This window comes from Arachnia propionica, from assembly GCF_037055325.1.
Taxonomy (GTDB): Bacteria; Actinomycetota; Actinomycetes; order Propionibacteriales; family Propionibacteriaceae; genus Arachnia.
In genome coordinates, this window is record NZ_CP146373.1 from 2,445,351 (window position 1) to 2,464,267 (window position 18,917).

Sequence of the window (18,917 nt, forward strand, 5' to 3'; positions counted from 1 at the left end):
TGATCACGACTCCGTTTCAGCCGCGGGAGAAAACGGCCATGGCGCCAGATACGTGAGTGCTGACGATGTTCAGGAACCTCTCTACGTCCTCACGGTAGTAAAAATGTCCACCCTCGAAGAGAGATATCTGAAACTCGGCATCGGTACATTCCTTCCAGAAGCTCAGGGCCTTCGGATCGACACGATCATCGCCGTGTCCGCCCAACGCCACGATGGGGATATCCAGACGAGGAAGCCGATGACCGTGGTACCGATTCGTCGCGTCATGATCAGCCCGGATTGCGGGCCACACCAGCTCGCGCAGCTCCGGATCGTTCAGCACCTCTCCGGTGTCCGGATCCATGTCACACAGCATCGCGGCCAGCTCCTCGTCGGACTGGTGCCGTCCCGGTGTGAGCGCCGCGACCGGAAGCCTCGCGGAGACCAGCAGCAGCGCGACGGGCAGCCCGGCCTCACGCAGAAGCACCGCCACCTCGTGGGCGATGGATCCGCCCATGCTGTGTCCGAACAGCACCAGCGGGAGGGGCACCTCGGCATGCAGATTCTCCAGATCAGCGGCGACCATCCGCGCCATGGCGCGAAGGGACGGCACCGGGGGGTCGAGGAGACGGTCCTCCCGTGCCGGGTAGCGCACGGCGAACAGTTCCACATCCTCCGCGCCCCCTGCGAGTCCGTTCAGCCACGTGGCGTATGCGCTCGCGGTCCCCCCTGCATGGGGGAAACACACCATCCGGACACCGGGGCAGGGCCCGGTGGCACCGTAGTCTCGCAGCCATTCCTGACGTCCCGGCATCAGGATCCCACCTTCTCCAGCTCCAGGGGCCCGGCTTCCTCGATCGTGCGTACGACATCCGTCCCACCGCCGCGACGTGCCCGGGACTGCGCCAAACCGATGAGGTCATCCGGGCTCGCGTCGGGTACCTCGTCGTCGAACCGGACCAGCGCATTCCATCGCCTCGTGGAAATCACCAGGGCGAGAACGACCACCCCGCACACCACATAGACCATGGCGATAGCACGCCCGGGGCCGTCGCCCAGCATCGCGTGGACCGCGGTTTCGACGCCGGGAACGTTCGCCATCAGCCACTCCATCAGAGCTGTGCCCTGGGGCGCCAGCACGCCGAAACCCAGCGGCGCGCTCGCAGTGGACACCATCGTGTTGATCGCGAACACGCGGCCCTGAAGACGGGCCGGCACCTTCGTCTGGATGATCGTCATCACAACACCGTTGACCAGCAGAATCGATCCTGCCAACCCGAAAATCCCCACGCACACCAGCGGCAACCAGGGCCGGGAAGCGATGATGAGGGCACAGATTCCCAACACCACCGACATCGCGCGCACTGCATCCATGCGACGGCGGCGTGGGCCGCCCCAGATGCTCATCACGACTCCAGCGAGGATGCCCGCGCCACCAGAAACCGCAGTGGCAACGGCCACCTCGCTCAGGGACGCGAAGGTCAACACCAGCGGGGCAACCAGCGAGAGGAGGGGCGCCAGAAACAGGTTGATCAGCGCGAAGTACAGCAGCATGGAGCGGAAGTACCTGTTGCGCATCGAGAACCGGAAACCACCACGGATCTCCTCCCACAAGGACTCCGGAACCTCCGGCATGGCGGCCGGGAAACGGACCAGGGCGACGGTGGCAATCGCGAACACGTACGAAACGACATCGAACGCCAGGATTCCCGGCAGCCCGAAGATAGCAAGCAGACCGACCCCGAACAATGGGGCGATGAAGTTCGCGGCCCCGATGGCCGATTGCAGCATGCCGTTCGCATGTCCCAGGTAGCGCTTCGGAACGATCTGCGGCAGCGCGGACTGGAAGGCCACCCGTTGGCAGGTGACGGCACAGGCCACGAGGCCGAAGACCACCATCATGCTCCACAGCTCCATGGTGTCGGTGATCGCCAGTACCAGAAGCATGCCGAGAAGCGTCATGCAGGCCGCGTCGAAAATCATGATGAGCGTGCGTCGATTGAGTCTGTCCACGACCGCCCCCGCGATGGGGGAGACGATCAGATTCGGCAGGATTCCCAGCACCCCGACGATACCGAAGAGCACCAGGTCGTTGGTCTGGGTCAACACCCACAGCGGCAACGCGAACTCGGTCAACGTCGATCCCGTGAACGAGATCATCTGCCCCGATGCGATGATGGCGAACTTCCCCAGTCCGGGTAGCGTTTCGGCGGATTCCCGACCGCTCTGCAGCACGGACCTGAGCCTGGGCTGGTGGCCGGGTCTGACCGTTTCCCTCGCGATCCTGCTGTCGTGTAGCCACCACGTCGCGGCGCTCTCCCGGAGGGGGCGGGTGAGGCCGGACTCCGTGTGATCCATGACCCGGCGATGCACCGTGGTGAGGATCTCGGCCAGTTCGTCGGGCCGGTAGTTGAGGAAGTAGTGGCCGGCATCCTGAATGCAGACAGACGCGGTTCGATCGGAGTACACGGACCATTCATCACTGCGTTCCTCCCAGAACCGGGAGGCCTGATCGGCTTCACCGATGACGCTGATCACCGGGGCCTGGAAGCGTTGCACGTCGCCGCTGAAGACGTCTGTGAAATAGTCCTCCGCGAACCGGGCGTCCTGGCGCATTGCCTTGACCATGTGGGCTGCGTGTTCCGAGTCCATGGAGTTGATGTCGGTCCCCATACCGGCCAGCCAGTTGACGTGGTTCCTGTCGGCAGTGAGCCGCTCCTGGGCGGACCACCTGGCCAGGGTCGCGAGAATCCTGTTGGCCGGTCGGGCCACGGGAAAGGCGCCTCCGACGTAGAGGGCCTCGATGTCACGTCCCCTGCGAGCGAGTTCCTCCGCAACGGCAGCGGCCACAGCGGACCCGGGTAGGCAGTGCCCATAGATGATCAGCCTGCCGTCAATCCGCTCACATATCTCGTCGGCGACGGCAGCGGCCACCTCGGCGGTGGGGAGGACCTCCTCGCCCAGAATCACGTCATGGCCCGGTGGCTCCACGGCGTGGAGGGAGTACCCTCTCGGAAGCGCTTTAGCCAGATCTCCGAAGACACTGGCATTGGCACCGCCATAAGGAACAGCAATGATCGACGCGATCCTTTCCCTGGCATCCAGCGGTTCGGTGAGCTCGTACAGCAGGCGGCTCTCAGCGCCACCGCCGCCTCGCCTGTCCTCGATCAGCCCCGCCAGCTTCTCGACCGTGGGATGGGAGATGATGTCCATCACGGCGACGGTCACCTCGTCCCCCACGATCTTCCTGATGCGGGAAACGGCCTTCGTCGCCAGCAACGAGTCACCACCCAGGTCGAAGAAGTCCGCGACCACGCTGGGGATCTCGATGTCCAACAGATCGGCGTAGACGGCAGCGAGACTCGCCTCCAACGGGGTGCGAGGAGCGACATCAGGTGCCGCGACCACGCCGCGTTCCGGCTCGGTCAGGGCGGCCCGGTCCACCTTGCCGTGTCCCTTGATCGGGAACACGTCCACCGTGGCGTAGGCCCGAGGAATCATGTAGTCCGGCAGAGTGCGCGCCAGGTGGTCACGAATGCCGGCATCGGCCACGGGCGTGACGCCCTCGGCCCACCGGATCCACCCCACCAGCCGCTCGTGCCCCGGCTCGCCCCGCAGGTCGACGACGCACTGGGCGACGCCCTCCATGGTCGCCAGGGTGGACTCGACCTCGCCCAGTTCAACGCGGTAGCCGCGGATCTTGATCTGGTCGTCGGCGCGTCCGTGGAAGGCCAGCAGTCCGTCAGCACGCCAGCTCACCACGTCACCGGTGCGGTACATGCGTTCGCCGGCACCGCTCAGCGGATCGGCGACGAAACGCGACGCGGTCATGCCCGGGCGTGACAGGTAGCCGCGAGCCAGGCGACCGGAGATGTACAGCTCCCCGCGCACCCCCGGTGGCACCGGACGCAGCCGGTCGTCGAGCACGTAGGTCCGCACGCCGGGCATCGGAGTGCCGATCGGCCACACCGCCTCGAGAGTCTCGAGGTCGGGAGTGACCTCGGTGGTGGTGCAGGCTCCGATGGCCTCGGTCGGCCCGTAGTTGTTGATGACACGGCAATCGACATTCTTCGCCAGGTCACGCATCCACTGCGAGGGAGAACCCTCGCCGGAAAGCACCAGACTGCGACGCGGCGCGACTGCTGCCGCATCCACCTGGGCGGTCAGCGCCGCCAAGTGTGAAGGCGTCATCTTGAGATGGTTCACCTCGTGGTGCGCCAGGAACTGCGCCAGTTCCTCCCCCGTGATGCGGCCATCCATGGCGTGGAGGGTGCCGCCATGGATCAGGGGTAGATAAAACATCGGCAGGCTGAAGTCGAACGCGAGCGACTGCAACAGCGCGTACGAGCCACCGCGCACCACACCCAGATCGGAGGAGACGTCCCACAGATAGTGAACGACCTCACGCTGTTCGACCTCCACTCCTTTCGGTTTGCCTGTGGTCCCGGATGTGTAGATGACATAGGCGAGGTTGCTCGGAGCCGCCGGGGTGGGAACGGCCACCGATCTCTCGGCCAGGAGATCGTCGTAGGAGATGGTCTCGACGTCCGTGCCCACCTCAAGGGTGCCGTCGTGGATGCACAAGGCAGGGCGAGAGCCGGCCAGGATGTATTCGAGGCGATCGCGTGGCATGGCCGGGTCCAACGGCACGTAGGCGCCACCAGCTGCCAGCACCCCGAGGATCGAGGTGGCCGCGGGGATCGCCCGGTTGAATGCAATCGCCACCTTCACATCCGGGCCGATCCCCTTGGCCGCCAGGCGTAGGGCGATCCTGTCGGCGCACCCGTGCAACTGGCCGACGGTGATCATCTCGTCGCCCTCGACAACCGCCGGACGCGACGGATCACCGTCCGCGCCAAGCCGGATCAGCTGGTGCAACGTACAGTCGGGTGCAACCTTCCGGTCCGGTCCCTGCGCCCACACGCGCGTGACCAGGTCATGTTCGGTATCGGTGAGCAGGTCGATGTCGAGCACACGAACCATGGGATCGGCGACGACGCGGGCGAGCAGCATGGTCAGGCGATCGGCCAGCGTCTCGATCCGGAACGCGTCGAACAGGTCGGTGCGGTACATCAGGGATGCCACATAACGGCCGGCTTCGTCCGAGCAGATGTGCAGCCCGAGATCGTAATGGGTTACCGCGGTGGTGGCCCCGATCTCACTGAACCGGAGCGCGTCGGACCCATTCATGGCAGGTTTCACCGCGGTGGCCAGTTCATCGACTGCCAGACTGACCTGGAACAGCGGTGAGGTGTTAGCGACCCGCGGCAGGGCGAGCGCCTTGACGATGTCGACGAACGGCACGTTCTGGGAGGCGAACGCTTCCAGCGCGGTTTCGCGGCTGCGGGAAAGCAGTTCTCGGAAAGTCGGGTTACCGTCCAGCCGGGAACGCATGGCCACCATGTTCACGAAATTGCCGACCACGTCCTCGACCCCTCTGGCGTCGCGGTTCGCCACGGAGGTGCCGATCACGAAGTCTCGTTGGGTGCAATGGTTGGCCAGCAGCACCTGGTACAGCGCAAGCATGGCCATGTAGAAGGTGGCTCCTTCGGCAGCAGCCAGTGCCTTAAGTTGTTCGACGAGCCCCGTCGGAAGCGTGAACTCGTGGGTGCGCCCCCGGCTGGACAGCACTGCCGGGCGCGGCCTGGCGATGTCGAGTTCCAGGTTCCGGGCACCTGTAAGCCTTTCCACCTGCTGCGTCAATCCCCGTGTGCGTCTGGCGACACGCTCCACCGTGGCCTCGTACACCGCAACGTCCTCGTACTGCAGGGGACGCGCACCCAGATCGATGCTCCCGTTGCGAACGGTCTGTTCGAGCGCTTTCCGCAGGTCTGATTTCAGCAGTTCCACGGACCACCCGTCGACAATGATGTGGTGGGCTGTGAAGAGCACCACATGGTCATCGTCGGCGAGTGTCAAGGAGTGGAAACGCGCCAGAGGACCGGCAGCGATGTCGAACGGTGTCGCGAGTATGCGTGAGAACTCCTCCTCGGCCGAGGCCAACGGATCATCGACGCCACGCAGGTCCATGACCGGAATCTCCGCTCCGGTGTCCTCGTGGAGCACCACCGTCGGCTCCCCCAGGTCATCCGCGGGGTAACTGACACGCAGGATGTCGTAGCGGGCCGTCAGCGCTCGGCAGGCCTCCCGGATCCGCTGCTGGTCGACCGGTCCCTGAACCCTGAGTCCGAAACCCACCACGTAGGCGGCGGACCCCGGGTCCATGCGATCCTCGACCCACAACCCGGTCTGGGTAGGGCCCAGCGGGACGACGGCATCGGCCTGCCGCGGACCGGGACCGGAGGGAAGCGACCGGGCCCGGCGCAACCGTTCGGCCAACAACTGTTTCTTGCGCTCCTGTGGAGCAGTCGCGGTGCTCTGCGTTCTCACCGACGCAGGGATGGGTGTGTGGGTCATGATGTGGGCTCTCCCTCCAGCTCGGCGAGCAGAATGGTTTCCAGGATCGCGGCCTGGTCCCGCAGCACGGGTGCCTCGAAAACAGTGCGCAGCGGCAGTTCGACCTCCAGGCGATCGCTGATTCGTGCCGCCACCTTGGTCGCCAGCAACGAGTTCCCACCGGAATCGAAGAAATGGTCCAGGGCGCCGATCACACGGTCATCCGCGAAAACCTCCTGCCAGATCTCGGCCAGCAACGCCTCGACACCGTCCTCGGGCTCGATGTAGCCACGCTGACTTCCCCACTGCGGGGCCGGCAGCCGAGTCTCGTCGAGTTTTCCCTGCACGGTGATGGGGAACTCTTCTACGGCCACGATGGAATCCGGAACCGCGTGCGAAGGCAGGAGATCGGCGAGTGTCAGGCGACAAGACGCGACATCGAAGGTATCCGCGGGGGACGCGACAACCCATGCGGCGATACGAGGGGTGGCATCACCGGCATGCCCCACCCCGACGTGCGCAGCGAGAACCCCGTCGACGGTCAGGAGCATCTGCTCGATTTCACCGGGCTCGATTCGGAAACCCCTGATCTTGATCTGCCGGTCGCTGCGGCTAACAAATTCGTAGGCCCCGTCCGGTCGCAGCCGCACCAGATCACCGGTGCGGTACATGACCGCCCCGGGCTCACCCCAGGTCGCAGCGACGAAACGCGACGCGGTCAGTCCGGGACGGCGATGGTAGCCACGAGCGAGCCCTACTCCGCTCACGTACAGCTCCCCCACTGCCCCGGGGGAAACGGGCCGCAGGTGCTCGTCGAGGACGGCGGCGGACAGGCCGTGCACCACCTCACCGATCGGAGCCGTTCCGGTTTCGGAACCGTCCAGGCGGTACCTGGTGACGTCGATCGTCGTCTCGGTCGGGCCGTACAGGTTGAACACTGGTCGTTGAAGCACTTCAGCAGCGACCGTTGACGCCGGCAGCGCTTCGCCTCCCGCCATGAGAGTGAGCCGGGGAGGCAGGCAGTCCTTCGGCAGCGCCTGCAGCATCGTCGGGACGAACAAGGCCCTGCGGACGTCGTGGCGACGCATGTAGTCGCCGAGCCCGGTACCCGGGACGCGCAGCTCGTCAGGAACGAGCACCAGGCAGGCACCGTGGAACAGCGCCATCGTGAGTTCAAGCACCGACGCGTCGAAACTGAACGAGGCGAACTGCAGCACCGTCTCATCGGGGCCCGCGCCCAATCCGTCGCGTTGCGACGCAGCCAGGGCGACCAGTCCGCGGTGAGTCACCACGACACCCTTCGGCCTGCCTGTGGAACCCGAGGTGTGGATGAGGTAGCACGGATGATCCGTGGAGGGCGGCACACACAGCTCATCGGCCCGGATCGGCCCGTCATCGTAGGCACCGATGGCGGCAACAGTCTCCGGAGCATCCAGCACCACCGAGGCGTCGAAACGATTCGCATCAGCAGCGGTGGTGATCACCAGGTCCGCCCCGGAGTCGTTGAGCAGGTAGGAGATACGCTCGACGGGCTGGTCGGGGTCGATGGGTACGTAGGCAGTACCCGCTTTTTCGACACCGACGATGGCGACGACCGCCCGGACCGACTTGCGCAGCGACAGCGCAACGATGTCCTCGGCACCGATGCCCCGCTGGATCAGCCAGCGGGCGAACTGGTTCGAGGCGGCGTCGAGTTCCGCATAGGTCACAACATCGTCGCCGCAGCACACGGCATCGTGATCCGGGTCGATCTGAACCGCATCGGCGAACAGTTCCGAGAACGTACGTGGTTGCCCGGCGACCGGTCCGGTTTGGACCGCGGCGTCGCGTTCCTCGTCGCTGAGAACGTCGATGGCGCCAATCCGCCTGTTCGCATCGGCGCCGAAGGCCTCCAGGACCCTGAGGAACCGGGTGACGATATCCTCGGCGGCCCCGGCGTCGAGGCGATCCGTCGCGTAGTCCAGTTGGATGCTGAGTTCAGTGCCGTTCTCCCCGACTACCTCGCCAACCTCGAAACTGAGGTCGAACTTGGCACCCAGCGGTCCGGGATGCAGATCCTCGGTCTCGAGCCCGGGCAGCATCAGCCTCGCGGTGTTGCCCCCGCTCTCGGACAGGTGATTCACCATGACCTGGAACAACGGATGGCGGCCCGGTGCCCGGGGTGGAGCGAGAGCATCCACGACCATGTCGAAGGGCACCTGGGAGTGTTCGACCGCACCCAGGATCGCTTCCCGGGCCCTGTCGATGGTCGCGGCGATCGTTGGATTCCCGGTGAGGTCGTGACGGATCGCCAGTGTATTGACGAAGAAACCGACCAGCGGTTCCAGGGCGGGATCGTCGCGTCCCGTCGTCACGGTGCCAAGCGCCATGTCCTCCCCCGCTCCGAGACGATTCAGCAACACGGCCACGGCGGCATGGCACACCATGAACACCGACGCGCCGTGTTCGGACGCCAGACACTGCAGCCGGGACAGGGCCTCAGCTGGCAGCACACCCTCCACGGTGCTGCTGGGACGCGCGCCCGAGGGTGTGTCCGGTTTTTCTCCCGGCAGCCGGATCTCCTCGGGCAGCCCTGCCAGGGTGGCGCGCCACCACTCGATCTCCTCGCTCTGCTCAGCCGAGCGTTCACGCTGCCAGAGTGAGTGATCGGCGTAGGTGACAGGAAGTGGAGCCCACCCGGGGACCCGGCCGAGGCACCGGGCAACATAGGCCTCCTCCAGGTCGCGCAGCAGGGGTGCCAGGGACAGGCCATCGCTGGCGATGTGATGCATGACCAGTACGACGATGTGGCTGTCGACGGACTCCCGGAGAATCCAGAGGCGGATCGGCAGGTCGCGTTCCAGGTCGAAGGAGCGTGCGCTGCTCTCCTGCACCAACGCCATGCGTTCCTGTTCGTCGAGAGCGGACACGTCGAGCACGGTGCACAGATCGGAGACCTCGGGAACCACCATCAAGCGCTGGAAGGGTTCGCCGTCGACGGAAACCATGACGGTGCGCAGGGTTTCCTGACGTTCGACGACGTCACGCAACGCCTGCTGCAGTGCGGGAACGTCGAGGGCGCCCCGCAGCCGGGCGACCAGGGGGAGGTTGTAGGCGGAGGAAGCCTCCTCCAGACGTGTGACGGTCCACAGCCGGCGCTGCGCGAACGATGCCGGCAGCTGCTCGGGTCGGGGGCGGTGGACGATGCGTTCGACCCCGCCCCGGACGTCCGGTGCCGGCTCGGAGGGCAGGTCGTGGGGCGCCTCCGTGGCCTCGTGGCGGCTGCTGGTTGGGGTTTTGGGGTCGTCTGCCGACTCCAACCGGGCCGCCAGGGCACGGGCCGTCGGCGCCTCGAAGACGTCGCGCAACCGCAGCCGCTTCTCCGGTCCACCAAGTCGCGCCACGATCCGGGCGGCGATCAGTGAGTGCCCCCCCAGGAGGAAGAAATTGTCCTCCGGGCCGACCGCGTCCACCCTCAGCGCCTCCGCGAAGACCGCGCACACCCGTGCTTCCAGGGCAGTAGCGGGTTCCTGCAGGCTGGGTGTCACCGTCGCCGGCGGGAGGGCCCGTCGGTCCAGCTTGCCGTTCGGCGTCCTCGGGAAGGAGTCCAGCCCCATGATGACCGTCGGAACCATGTACGGAGGTAGCACCGCCTCGGCACGGGCCCGGACGGCCGTGGTGTCGACGTCCTCACCGGTGACGTACCCCACCAGACGGCCCGGGGCGTCGGGGGCCTCGATGACCACAGCCCCCGTCACGCCGGGAGCATCCGCCAGGCATCGTTCGATCTCGCCCGGTTCGACACGGAAGCCGCGGACCTTGAGCTGCGAGTCGGCGCGTCCGAGGTACATGAGCTCCCACGATCTGTTCCAGGCCACGACATCACCGGTGCGGTAGAGGACCTCGCCCTGCCGGAACGGATCGGCGACGAAACGACTGGCAGTCAGTCCCGGCCGGTTGAGGTATCCGATCGCCAGGCCGGGGCCACCGATGTACAGCTCCCCGGGAACTCCCGGTGGAACGGGTCGCAGGAAGTCATCGAGCACGACCAGCCGGACGGTATCGATGGCACGACCGATCGGTGGCGCTTCCTGACCCCGGGAAGGGGAAAGCGGACCGGCGACGGTGACGATCATCGCCTCCGTGGGGCCGTAGGCGTTGAACAGTGCCCGGCCGAGAGCGAAACGTTCGACCAGGTCGGCGCTCAGCGCCTCCGCGGTCGAAATCAGCACCGGCACCCCGGTCAGGGAGCCGTCGATGGTGGTCAGCACACTCGGGGTGAGCAGCGCCGCGTCGACGTGTTCGAGTGCCGTGCGCAGCTCTTCACCGACGAGTGGCCCGGGCTCGGGAATCACGAGACTGCCTCCGGCCCCCCAGGCCATGCAGAGTTCTATGATGGCCACGTCGAACGACAGGGACGTGATCTGCAGCACCCGCATCCCGGGCCAGCATCCGGTCCGTCGGGTCAGTGAGCGGGTGAAGACACCGAGCCCGCGCCGAGTCATGCACACCCCCTTGGGACGACCGGTGGAGCCGGAGGTGTGGATCACATAGACCGGTTCTTCTGCTGCGGGAGCGCGCGATGGCAGTGGGCCCGGTTCCTCGGAGCCGACCCGCCCCATCTCAAGCACCGGGAGATCGCAGGAGGCGGTCATGGCCGACACCCCCGCGCCGCGCGCCAGGATCAGGCGCGGAGCCGCGTCCTCCGTGACCTGGGTCAGACGCGCCGTCGGGTAGGTGGCATCCAGCGGAAGCAGAACAGCACCGGTTCGCGCGACGGCCAACACGGCCACGATCGTGTCCGCGCTGCGGGGAACACAGACGCCGACGACGTCGCCCGGTCGCACCCCTTCAGCGAGCAGCCGGTGGGCCCACCAGCGGCTTTCCCGTTCCAGATCGGCGTAGGTCAGTTCCCGGTCCCCCATGACGGCGGGTGCAGTGTCTCCCATGAGGGCGTGTGCCGAGGCGAACAGATCGTCGAGCCCCATGGCCGGAACCTCCGGTGCCGGCATGGAGGATCCCATCGCCCGCAGCGAGTCGAGTTCCCCGGGCAGCAACACATCGAGTCCCGAGACCGGGGTGGAGGGATCGTCCGCGAGCTGGCTCAGCGCCTTTGAAAGGCGGGCGGCCAAGTGCTCGACGGTGCTCACGTCGTAGCGGTCGGTGGCGAACTCCAGTTCCAGGGCAAGGCCGTTCCTGGTCTCGCCGAATGCGATGGTCAGGTCGAACTTCGAGCTGGCGACATCACCGCCGGCGAGACGTGCGCGGCCAGTGCCGAACGGAATCTCCGCATCCACCGGTCCGCGGTCCGCGAGCGACACGAGCACTGTCTGGAACACCGGATGGCTACCGGGTACGCGTTCCTGCCGCAGCGCCGCCACGACGTCGTCGAACGGGACGTGCGCATGGGCGAGCGCCTCGGCGTCACGGCGGCGCACCTCGGCGAGCCAGTCGGTAAAACTCGGGTCCCCTGCGAGCCGTGTGCGCAACGCGATCGGGTTGATGAAGAATCCGACGGTTTCCTCGAAGGCGGCATTGTCACGTCCTGCCGTGACGGTTCCGAGCACGAGATCAGGACCGGCACCCAGACGGCTCAGCAGGGCCGTGAAAGCGGCGTGCACGACCATGAACACGGTGGCTCCCTCACGGCGGGCCAGGGCACGCAAGCCCTCCAGTGTGGCCATCGGCACCTCGTCACGAATCACCCGGGCGGCAGCAGCCGTCCTCCCAGCGGATGAGCTCGCGGGCAGGCCTGACCGGGCGGGTGCATCGGCCAGTTGGGTCAGCCACCACGCGGTTTCGCGTGCAGTCAGCGAGTTCGGGTCGTCATCATCGCCCAGGATGTGTGCCTGCACGGCAGCCCAGTCAGCGGGCTGCAGACCGGGATTCGACCAGGATGGTTCCTCACCGTTTTGACGGCAACCGTAGGCGTATGACAGATCCTTCAGCAGGGGGGCGAACGAGGAGCCGTCGACCGCGATGTGATGGAACATCAAAGCGATCCGGCCTCCGCCGGCACTCATCGGCAGCACCACCACACGCACCGGAATCTCCGCCGAGATATCCAAGCCCACGCCGAGGGCCGCGGTGAACATGTCGGGGTCCGTCACCACGTGGATGCGGGCCGGCATCCGGGTCGTCGCCTCGGCAGGGGTCAGGATTCGTTGCCAGGGTTCGCCGTCACGCTCGACGACGAGGGTGCGCAGCGCCTCGTGACGACCGACGAGGTCGCTGACGGCCTCCCGCAGGGCGGTCACATCGAGCACATCGACGTCGAGAACGACCGGAACGTTGTAGGCGACCGGATCCGTGACGAGGTCCTGCTCCAACCAGAGCCTCCGCTGCGCCCGCGACGCGGGCAGCATGCCATCGGTCGGGCGCTCCACCTCGCGGACCGGTTCCGTGGCGGACCCGCCGCCTGCGAAACGCGCCCACGCCCGCGGCACCGGGTCGGTGAACACATCGCTGACGGCAATCGTGAACCCCGTCTCACGCAGCCGGGATACCAACCGGACGGCGAGCAGCGAATGCCCACCCAGTTCGAAGAAGTTGTCGTCAACACCCACCTCGTCGACACCGAGCACCGCTGCCAGGGCCGCGCAGGCCTGCTCCTCGGCAGGTGTGGACGGCGCACACTCGGCCCGTGTCGCGACGACGGGAGCCGGCAACGCCGTGCGGTCGACCTTGCCGTTGCGAGTCAGAGGCAGGGCGTCCAGCACCACGATGTGGTCGGGCACGGCCTGCTTCGGCAGCCTGTCCGCCAGGGCACTTCGCGCAGACATGGGATCGATGGCACCGACCACGTACCCCACCAGCACCGCGTCGGGCCCGAGGTCGCGACGCGCCATCGCCGCAGCCGCCGTGACTCCTGGTAGGGATGCGAGCGCAGTCTCGACCTCGCCCAGCTCGATGCGGAAGCCACGGATCTTCACCTGGTCATCGGCCCGACCAAGGAAACGCAGCGCACCGTCACGGCCACGGCAGACCAGGTCGCCGGTGCGGTACAACCGTTGCCCGTCACCCCAGGGGTCTGCGACGAACCGGCTGGCCGTCGTCCCCGGTCGCCCGGCGTATCCCCGGGCCAGCGCGGCACCACCCACGTAGAGCTCACCGACGCAACCGACGGGCACGGGGTGCAGGAACTCGTCGAGCACCGCCACGTTCTTGCCAGGAGTGGGATGGCCGATCGGCACTGGGTCGACGTCATGGGCATCGACCTGGTGCACGGTGGCATCGATGGTGGTCTCCGTCGGCCCGTACAGGTTGAACAGCTGTACCCGATGCCCGATGTCCTCGACGAGCACCGCGGGAAATGCCTCGCCAATCAGGATCAGCGTCAACCCCGAGGGAATGTCGGCGGGGTCTAACGCCATCGCGACTGCGGGCGTGAGGGCAGCATGGGTGCAGCGCTGGAGGATGTGCACGAACTCGGGTCCGAGCGTACGTGCCCGTTCCGGCACCATGAGCAGGGTGGCCCCCACCAGCAGGGACATCCCCATCTCCAACAAGGCGACATCGAAGCTGTGCGAGATGAACTGCATCACGACGCTTTCTGGTGTCACGTCATAGGCCGCGCAGCTCTGGGCCAGGCTGGCCACACCGGCATGGCTGACGACAACGCCCTTGGGCCGCCCGGTGGATCCCGAGGTGTGGAGGATGTAGGCGGCTCCGTACACGCTGGCCGGACCGGTGGGGGTCGCGGTGGCGGCGGAGAGCCGATCAGCCGTCTCTGGCGCATCGATCACGAGCCTGGGAACGGTGAAACGGTGGGCCACGGCCTCCTCGCACAGCACCAGTGCGGCACCGGAGTCCTCGAGCAAGAAGCTGAGGTATTCATCAGGGTAGGTGAGGTCAATCGGCTGCCACACCCCGCCCGCCTTCATGATCGCCAGCAGGGCGACGATGGAGAACACCGACCGTGTCGGGCAACTCGCGACGACGGTCTCGGGGCCGACTCCCTGCTCGGTCAGCAGCCGTGCCCACCGAGTGGAACACTCATCGAGTTCCGCGAAGGTGAGGGATTCACCGTCGCATTCGACGGCTGTCCGGTCCGGGTCAGCCGCCACCCGGCGTGCGAAGAGCTCCGGGAAGGTGGCCAGGGATGGGACGGCCTCCCCAACCTCGCGTTCCCACCCGGCCTCGGGCGGCAGGGTGACGGTTGTCCGTGATGGGCGTCGCGAGGGATCCTCCACTGCTTGCAGCAGCACGGAGAGAATGCGCTGTCCCAGCTGCTCCACATCGGCCCGGTCGAACAGGCCGGTCGCGTACTCGATGACGCCGGTGATCCCAGAGGCTGCTCCCCCGGCACGATGCTCATCCAGGAAGAAGGTCAGATCAAATCGGGCGAACTGAGTATCCTGTCCCAGCACCGTGGCGGGCAGCGATCCCAGCGACCACTCCGGTTCGTTGTCCTCGGTCATCACGACCAGTGCCACCTGGAACAGCGGGTGACGACCGGGTTGCCGCTCCGGCTGCAATTCCTCGACCACGTCCTCGAAAGCGACGTCCTGATGATCGAAGGCGGCGAGGTCGGTCTCGCGCACCCGGGCCAGCAACTCACGAAACGTCGGATCGCCGGAGACATCGGTGCGCAACACGATGGCGTTGATGAACAAACCGATCAGGTCGGATAGTGCCTCGTGATCACGTCCGGCGACCATCGTTCCCAGCGGAATGTCGGAGCCCGCCCCGAGAAGACGAAGGGCCAAGGCCATCGCGGCCTGGAGCACCATGAACGTGGTGACACCACACCCATGGGCCAGCTCGTCAATGCGGCGGTGCAGCTCTGCATCGATGGAGAACGGCACCCAGGAGCCGGCGTTGCTTGATTGTCCGTGTCGCTGCCGGGCGTACGGCAGAGGGATTTCGGCGGGCAGCCCGGCGAGGGTACGGACCCAGTGGTCGAGCCCAGCCCTCGGGTCGTGCGTCCCGGCCCGTCGCCGCAGCCACTCGGTGTAGTCGGCGTATTGCACGGGAAGCGGTTCCCACTGTGGGGCGTCCCCGAGTTCACGGGCGGCATAGGCACGCCCCAGGTCCCGGGCCAGCGGAGTGACGGACCAGCCATCGGTGGCTATGTGGTGCAGCACCAACGCCAGCAGGTCGCGGGTCCTGCCACGCACGATGGTGGCGCGCAACGGAATCTCGCGGCCCAGGTCGAAGGGTTCGCGGGCGATCCGGACGAGAACCTCGTCGACCTCATCAGCGTCATCGGTCTCCCGCACGTCCAGGGGCACCGCGGTCCCTGCCGGCAGAATCCGCTGATACGGTGTGCCGTCGACGTCCGGGAAGATCGTGCGCAGGCTCTCGTGACGTCCGACCAGATCGTTGAGCGCCGCCTGCAGGGCACCCTCGTCGAGGCGACACGCGACCTGCAGCACGATGGGCACGTTGTAGACGGCGGCTTCGTCGAGGCGGCTGAGGAACCACATCCTCCTCTGCGGGGCGGACACGGGCACGTCGCCGTGTCGTTCGCACGGCACCAGGTCGGGTTCCGACGCCACATCTACGACAGAACGCTCCAGCAGACCGAGCGGGGTCGGCACCTCGAACACGTCACGCAACGTGATGGAACCACCGACCATCTCCTGCCAGCGGCTGATCAACCGGACCGCGAGCAGCGAGTGCCCACCGAGCTCGAAGAACCCTTGATCCACATCGACCTCGTCCAGGCCGAGTATCTCGGCGAAACAGCGGCAGGCTGCCTCCTCCCGTGGCGTGGAGGCTCGCCGTCCCAGGCCCGGATTTTCAACGGCGGGCACCGGTAGACACCGCACGTCCAGCTTGCCGCTGACGGTGAGCGGCAGCGCATCGAGAGCTACGACCGCGGAGGGCACCATGTATGCCGGCAGCTGTCGCGACACCCGGCGTTTGATCTCCGCTCCATCGGCACTGCCGACGACATAGGCGACGATTCGTTGGTCGCCGGGGCTGTCCTCACGGACGATCACCGCGGCGGCCTGCACACCCTCGACTGCCTTGACCTCGGATTCGATCTCCCCCAGCTCGATGCGGAAACCACGGATCTTCACCTGGTCGTCGCTGCGACCGATGAACTCCAGTTCCCCGTCCGCGCGCCATCGCACGACATCACCCGTGCGGTACATGCGCTCTCCCGGTGCATCGAGGTCAGCGACGAAACGCGACGCCGTCATTCCGGGACGGTGCCTGTAGCCGCGTGCCAAGCCCGGGCCGGACAGGTACAGCTCCCCGGGAACACCCGGCGCCACGGGTCGTAGCCTCTCATCCAGCACCCGGGCGACGAGACCGTCGGTCGGATGCCCGATCTCCGGTGGCCGCAGGCCGTCCAGCGGCCACGACACCACACTGGTGACGGTCACTTCCGTGGGTCCGTAGGTGTTGAGGATCCTGCGGTCACTCGCCCACGCCCGCACCAGCGACTCCGGGCAGGCCTCGCCGCTGAGATTGATGTTGCGCAGGTGCTCGAACGCGCCCGGTTCCAGGCTCTGGAGCCGTGACGGCGTGAGTTCGCAGTAGGTGACGCGATGATCCTCCAGGAGCTGCGCCAGACGATCACCCGCGACGACTCCCTCTCCAGGGAGCACGATGGTGCCGGCCACGGCGAACACGGTGAGCAGGTCGATGACTGACACGTCAAAGCTGAACGACGCCAGCTGCAACAGTTTCAGCGACCCGTCGAGCCCGAAGCCGCGCACCTGCGAGGCGACCGTACCCGCCAGGCCGCTGTGGGTGACCTCCACGCCTTTCGGGCGGCCAGTCGACCCGGATGTGTAGATGACGTAGGCCACATCGGAGATCTCCGGAAGCGGCCACGCCACGGGGGCAGGGTCATCCACCACGCAGGTGGCGTCAACGACCGGCAGGAGCCCAAAACGCTGCTGGTTCGCGGAGTCGGTGATCACGGCAATCGGAGCCGCGTCCTCGACCATGAAGGCGATCCGCTCGTCAGGTTGGGCCGGATCGATCGGCAGGTAGGCCGCGCCCGTGCGGCACACCGCCAGGATGGCCACGACGGCGTCGATGTTCTTCGGCAAGCTGACCGCCACCACGGCCCCGGGGCCGGCACCCAGGGCACGGAGCCCACACGCTAGGGTCTCGACGCGCGCGTCCAGGTCGGCGTAGGTGACGGCCTGTGTCCCCTCCTCGACCGCGATGCCCGTGGGACGCATCGCCACGGCGTGATCGAAGAACTCAATGAAACGCACCGGTTCCGGGCAGGGCTCACCGATACCCCACGCGGTGACCTGCTCGACGATGTCGGCTGGAACCACGTTCAGCTCACACACCGGAGCATTGGGGCGCGCGCTGGTCTCAGCGGCGAGCTCACACCAGGCCTGGCCGAGGTAGCGGGCACGCGCTTCGTCGTAGACATCCCCCGAGAACTCCACCTCAATCTCGGCGCTGCCGTCCGCGCGGTCGAACAGGCAGAAGTTGAGGTCGAACTGCGCCGTGCCCAGGTCGAGGTCGGTGACTGCCGTGGCGGGAACCCCGAGGTCAAGGTCGATGTCGTCGCCCTGCCTGGCTGCCACACCGATCTGGAACACCGGGTGCCGGTTCATGGAGCGGGTCGGGTTGAGGTGCTCCACCAACACATCAAAGGGCAGGTCGGAGTGTTCCAGAGCGTCCAGTGTCGCGTTGCGCACGTCATCGCACAGCTCGGCAAAGGTGGTGGCGGCGGAGATGCGATGGCGCATCACCAAGGTGTTGACGAACAGCCCCACCAGGTCAGCAAGAACTTCCTCATCGCGGCCAGCGACCTGCGTGCCGAGTACGACGTCATCGACACCGAAACGACTCACCAGGGCGGCCACCAGTGCCTGGTTCAGCATGTGGGGGGTGCATCCCAGGTCACGTTCCACGGCGCGCAGCCGGTCCCGGAGGGACGCAGGAACGGGCACGAACACACGCGATCCCCTGCCCGTGGCGACGGCTGGACGGGGAGTCGCCAACGACAGCTCGGTGTCCTGCGGGGCGTCGGCCAGCCGGGTGCGCCAGTACTCGGTCTGTTCGTGGGCGAGCGACCCGGGGTCGTGGACATCGCCCAGCAGTTCGCGCTGCCAGGCGGCGAAGTCCGCGTACTGGACCTCCAACGGTTCCCGCTCCCAGGGCGTCCCATCCCGGCGGGCCGCATAGGCCTCACCAAGGTCCCGCGCCAACGGTTCCATGGAGACCCCATCAGCCGCGATGTGGTGCACGACGATCAGGAGGATCCACCCTTCGGGTTCGGCAATGAGGTGTACCCGCAGCGGCAACTCCTCAGCCAGGTCGAACGGCTCGACGGCCAGACGACGCATCGCAGCATCGGGGTCACCGATGTGAGTCATGCACCGCAGCAGCTCCGGCAGGTCCTCGGTTTCCACGATGTCGAGCACGGGCTCACCGTCGACCACGCGGACATGGGTGCGCAGCACCTCGTGTCGGGCGGCGACGTCACGAACCGCCCGGGCCAGCGCGACCCGGTTGACGTCACCGGCCAGGTGCATCGCCAGCGGGATGTTGTAGGCGGGAGAATCGGGCTCTGTCTGGGCCATGAACCAGAGCCGGCGTTGACCGTAGGAAAGGGGCTGAGTCATGTCTTCTCTCCA

The 18,917-nt window shown here is 66.7% G+C and carries 3 protein-coding genes; all 3 read right to left on the reverse strand.

The window, feature by feature from the left end; all coding sequences use genetic code 11:
* Positions 1-16: 16 nt before the first annotated feature.
* The 3 genes from V7R84_RS11385 to V7R84_RS11395 are packed head-to-tail and all read right to left on the reverse strand — an operon-like array spanning position 17 to position 18,905.
* Positions 17-793 carry a thioesterase II family protein gene (locus V7R84_RS11385; protein ID WP_338569086.1) on the reverse strand — a complete coding sequence of 259 codons (777 nt, stop codon included), beginning with the start codon at positions 791-793 and terminating at the stop codon, positions 17-19.
* Positions 793-6,396, reverse strand: a complete 5,604-nt coding sequence (locus V7R84_RS11390) for an amino acid adenylation domain-containing protein (RefSeq protein WP_338569088.1) — start codon at positions 6,394-6,396, stop codon at positions 793-795. Before V7R84_RS11390 ends, V7R84_RS11385 begins: the two co-directional genes overlap by 1 nt.
* Positions 6,393-18,905 carry an amino acid adenylation domain-containing protein gene (locus V7R84_RS11395; protein ID WP_338569091.1) on the reverse strand — a complete coding sequence of 4,171 codons (12,513 nt, stop codon included), beginning with the start codon at positions 18,903-18,905 and terminating at the stop codon, positions 6,393-6,395. The genes V7R84_RS11390 and V7R84_RS11395 overlap by 4 nt, the downstream gene beginning before the upstream one ends.
* Between the last annotated feature and the right edge of the window lie 12 nt (positions 18,906-18,917).

What these genes read in the sequence shown, in the direction of transcription:
- V7R84_RS11385 (WP_338569086.1), bottom strand. Translation starts at nt 793, where the DNA reads ATGCCGGGACGTCAGGAATGGCTGCGAGACTACGGTGCCACCGGGCCC.
- V7R84_RS11390 (WP_338569088.1), bottom strand. Translation starts at nt 6,396, where the DNA reads ATGACCCACACACCCATCCCTGCGTCGGTGAGAACGCAGAGCACCGCG.
- V7R84_RS11395 (WP_338569091.1), bottom strand. Translation starts at nt 18,905, where the DNA reads ATGACTCAGCCCCTTTCCTACGGTCAACGCCGGCTCTGGTTCATGGCC.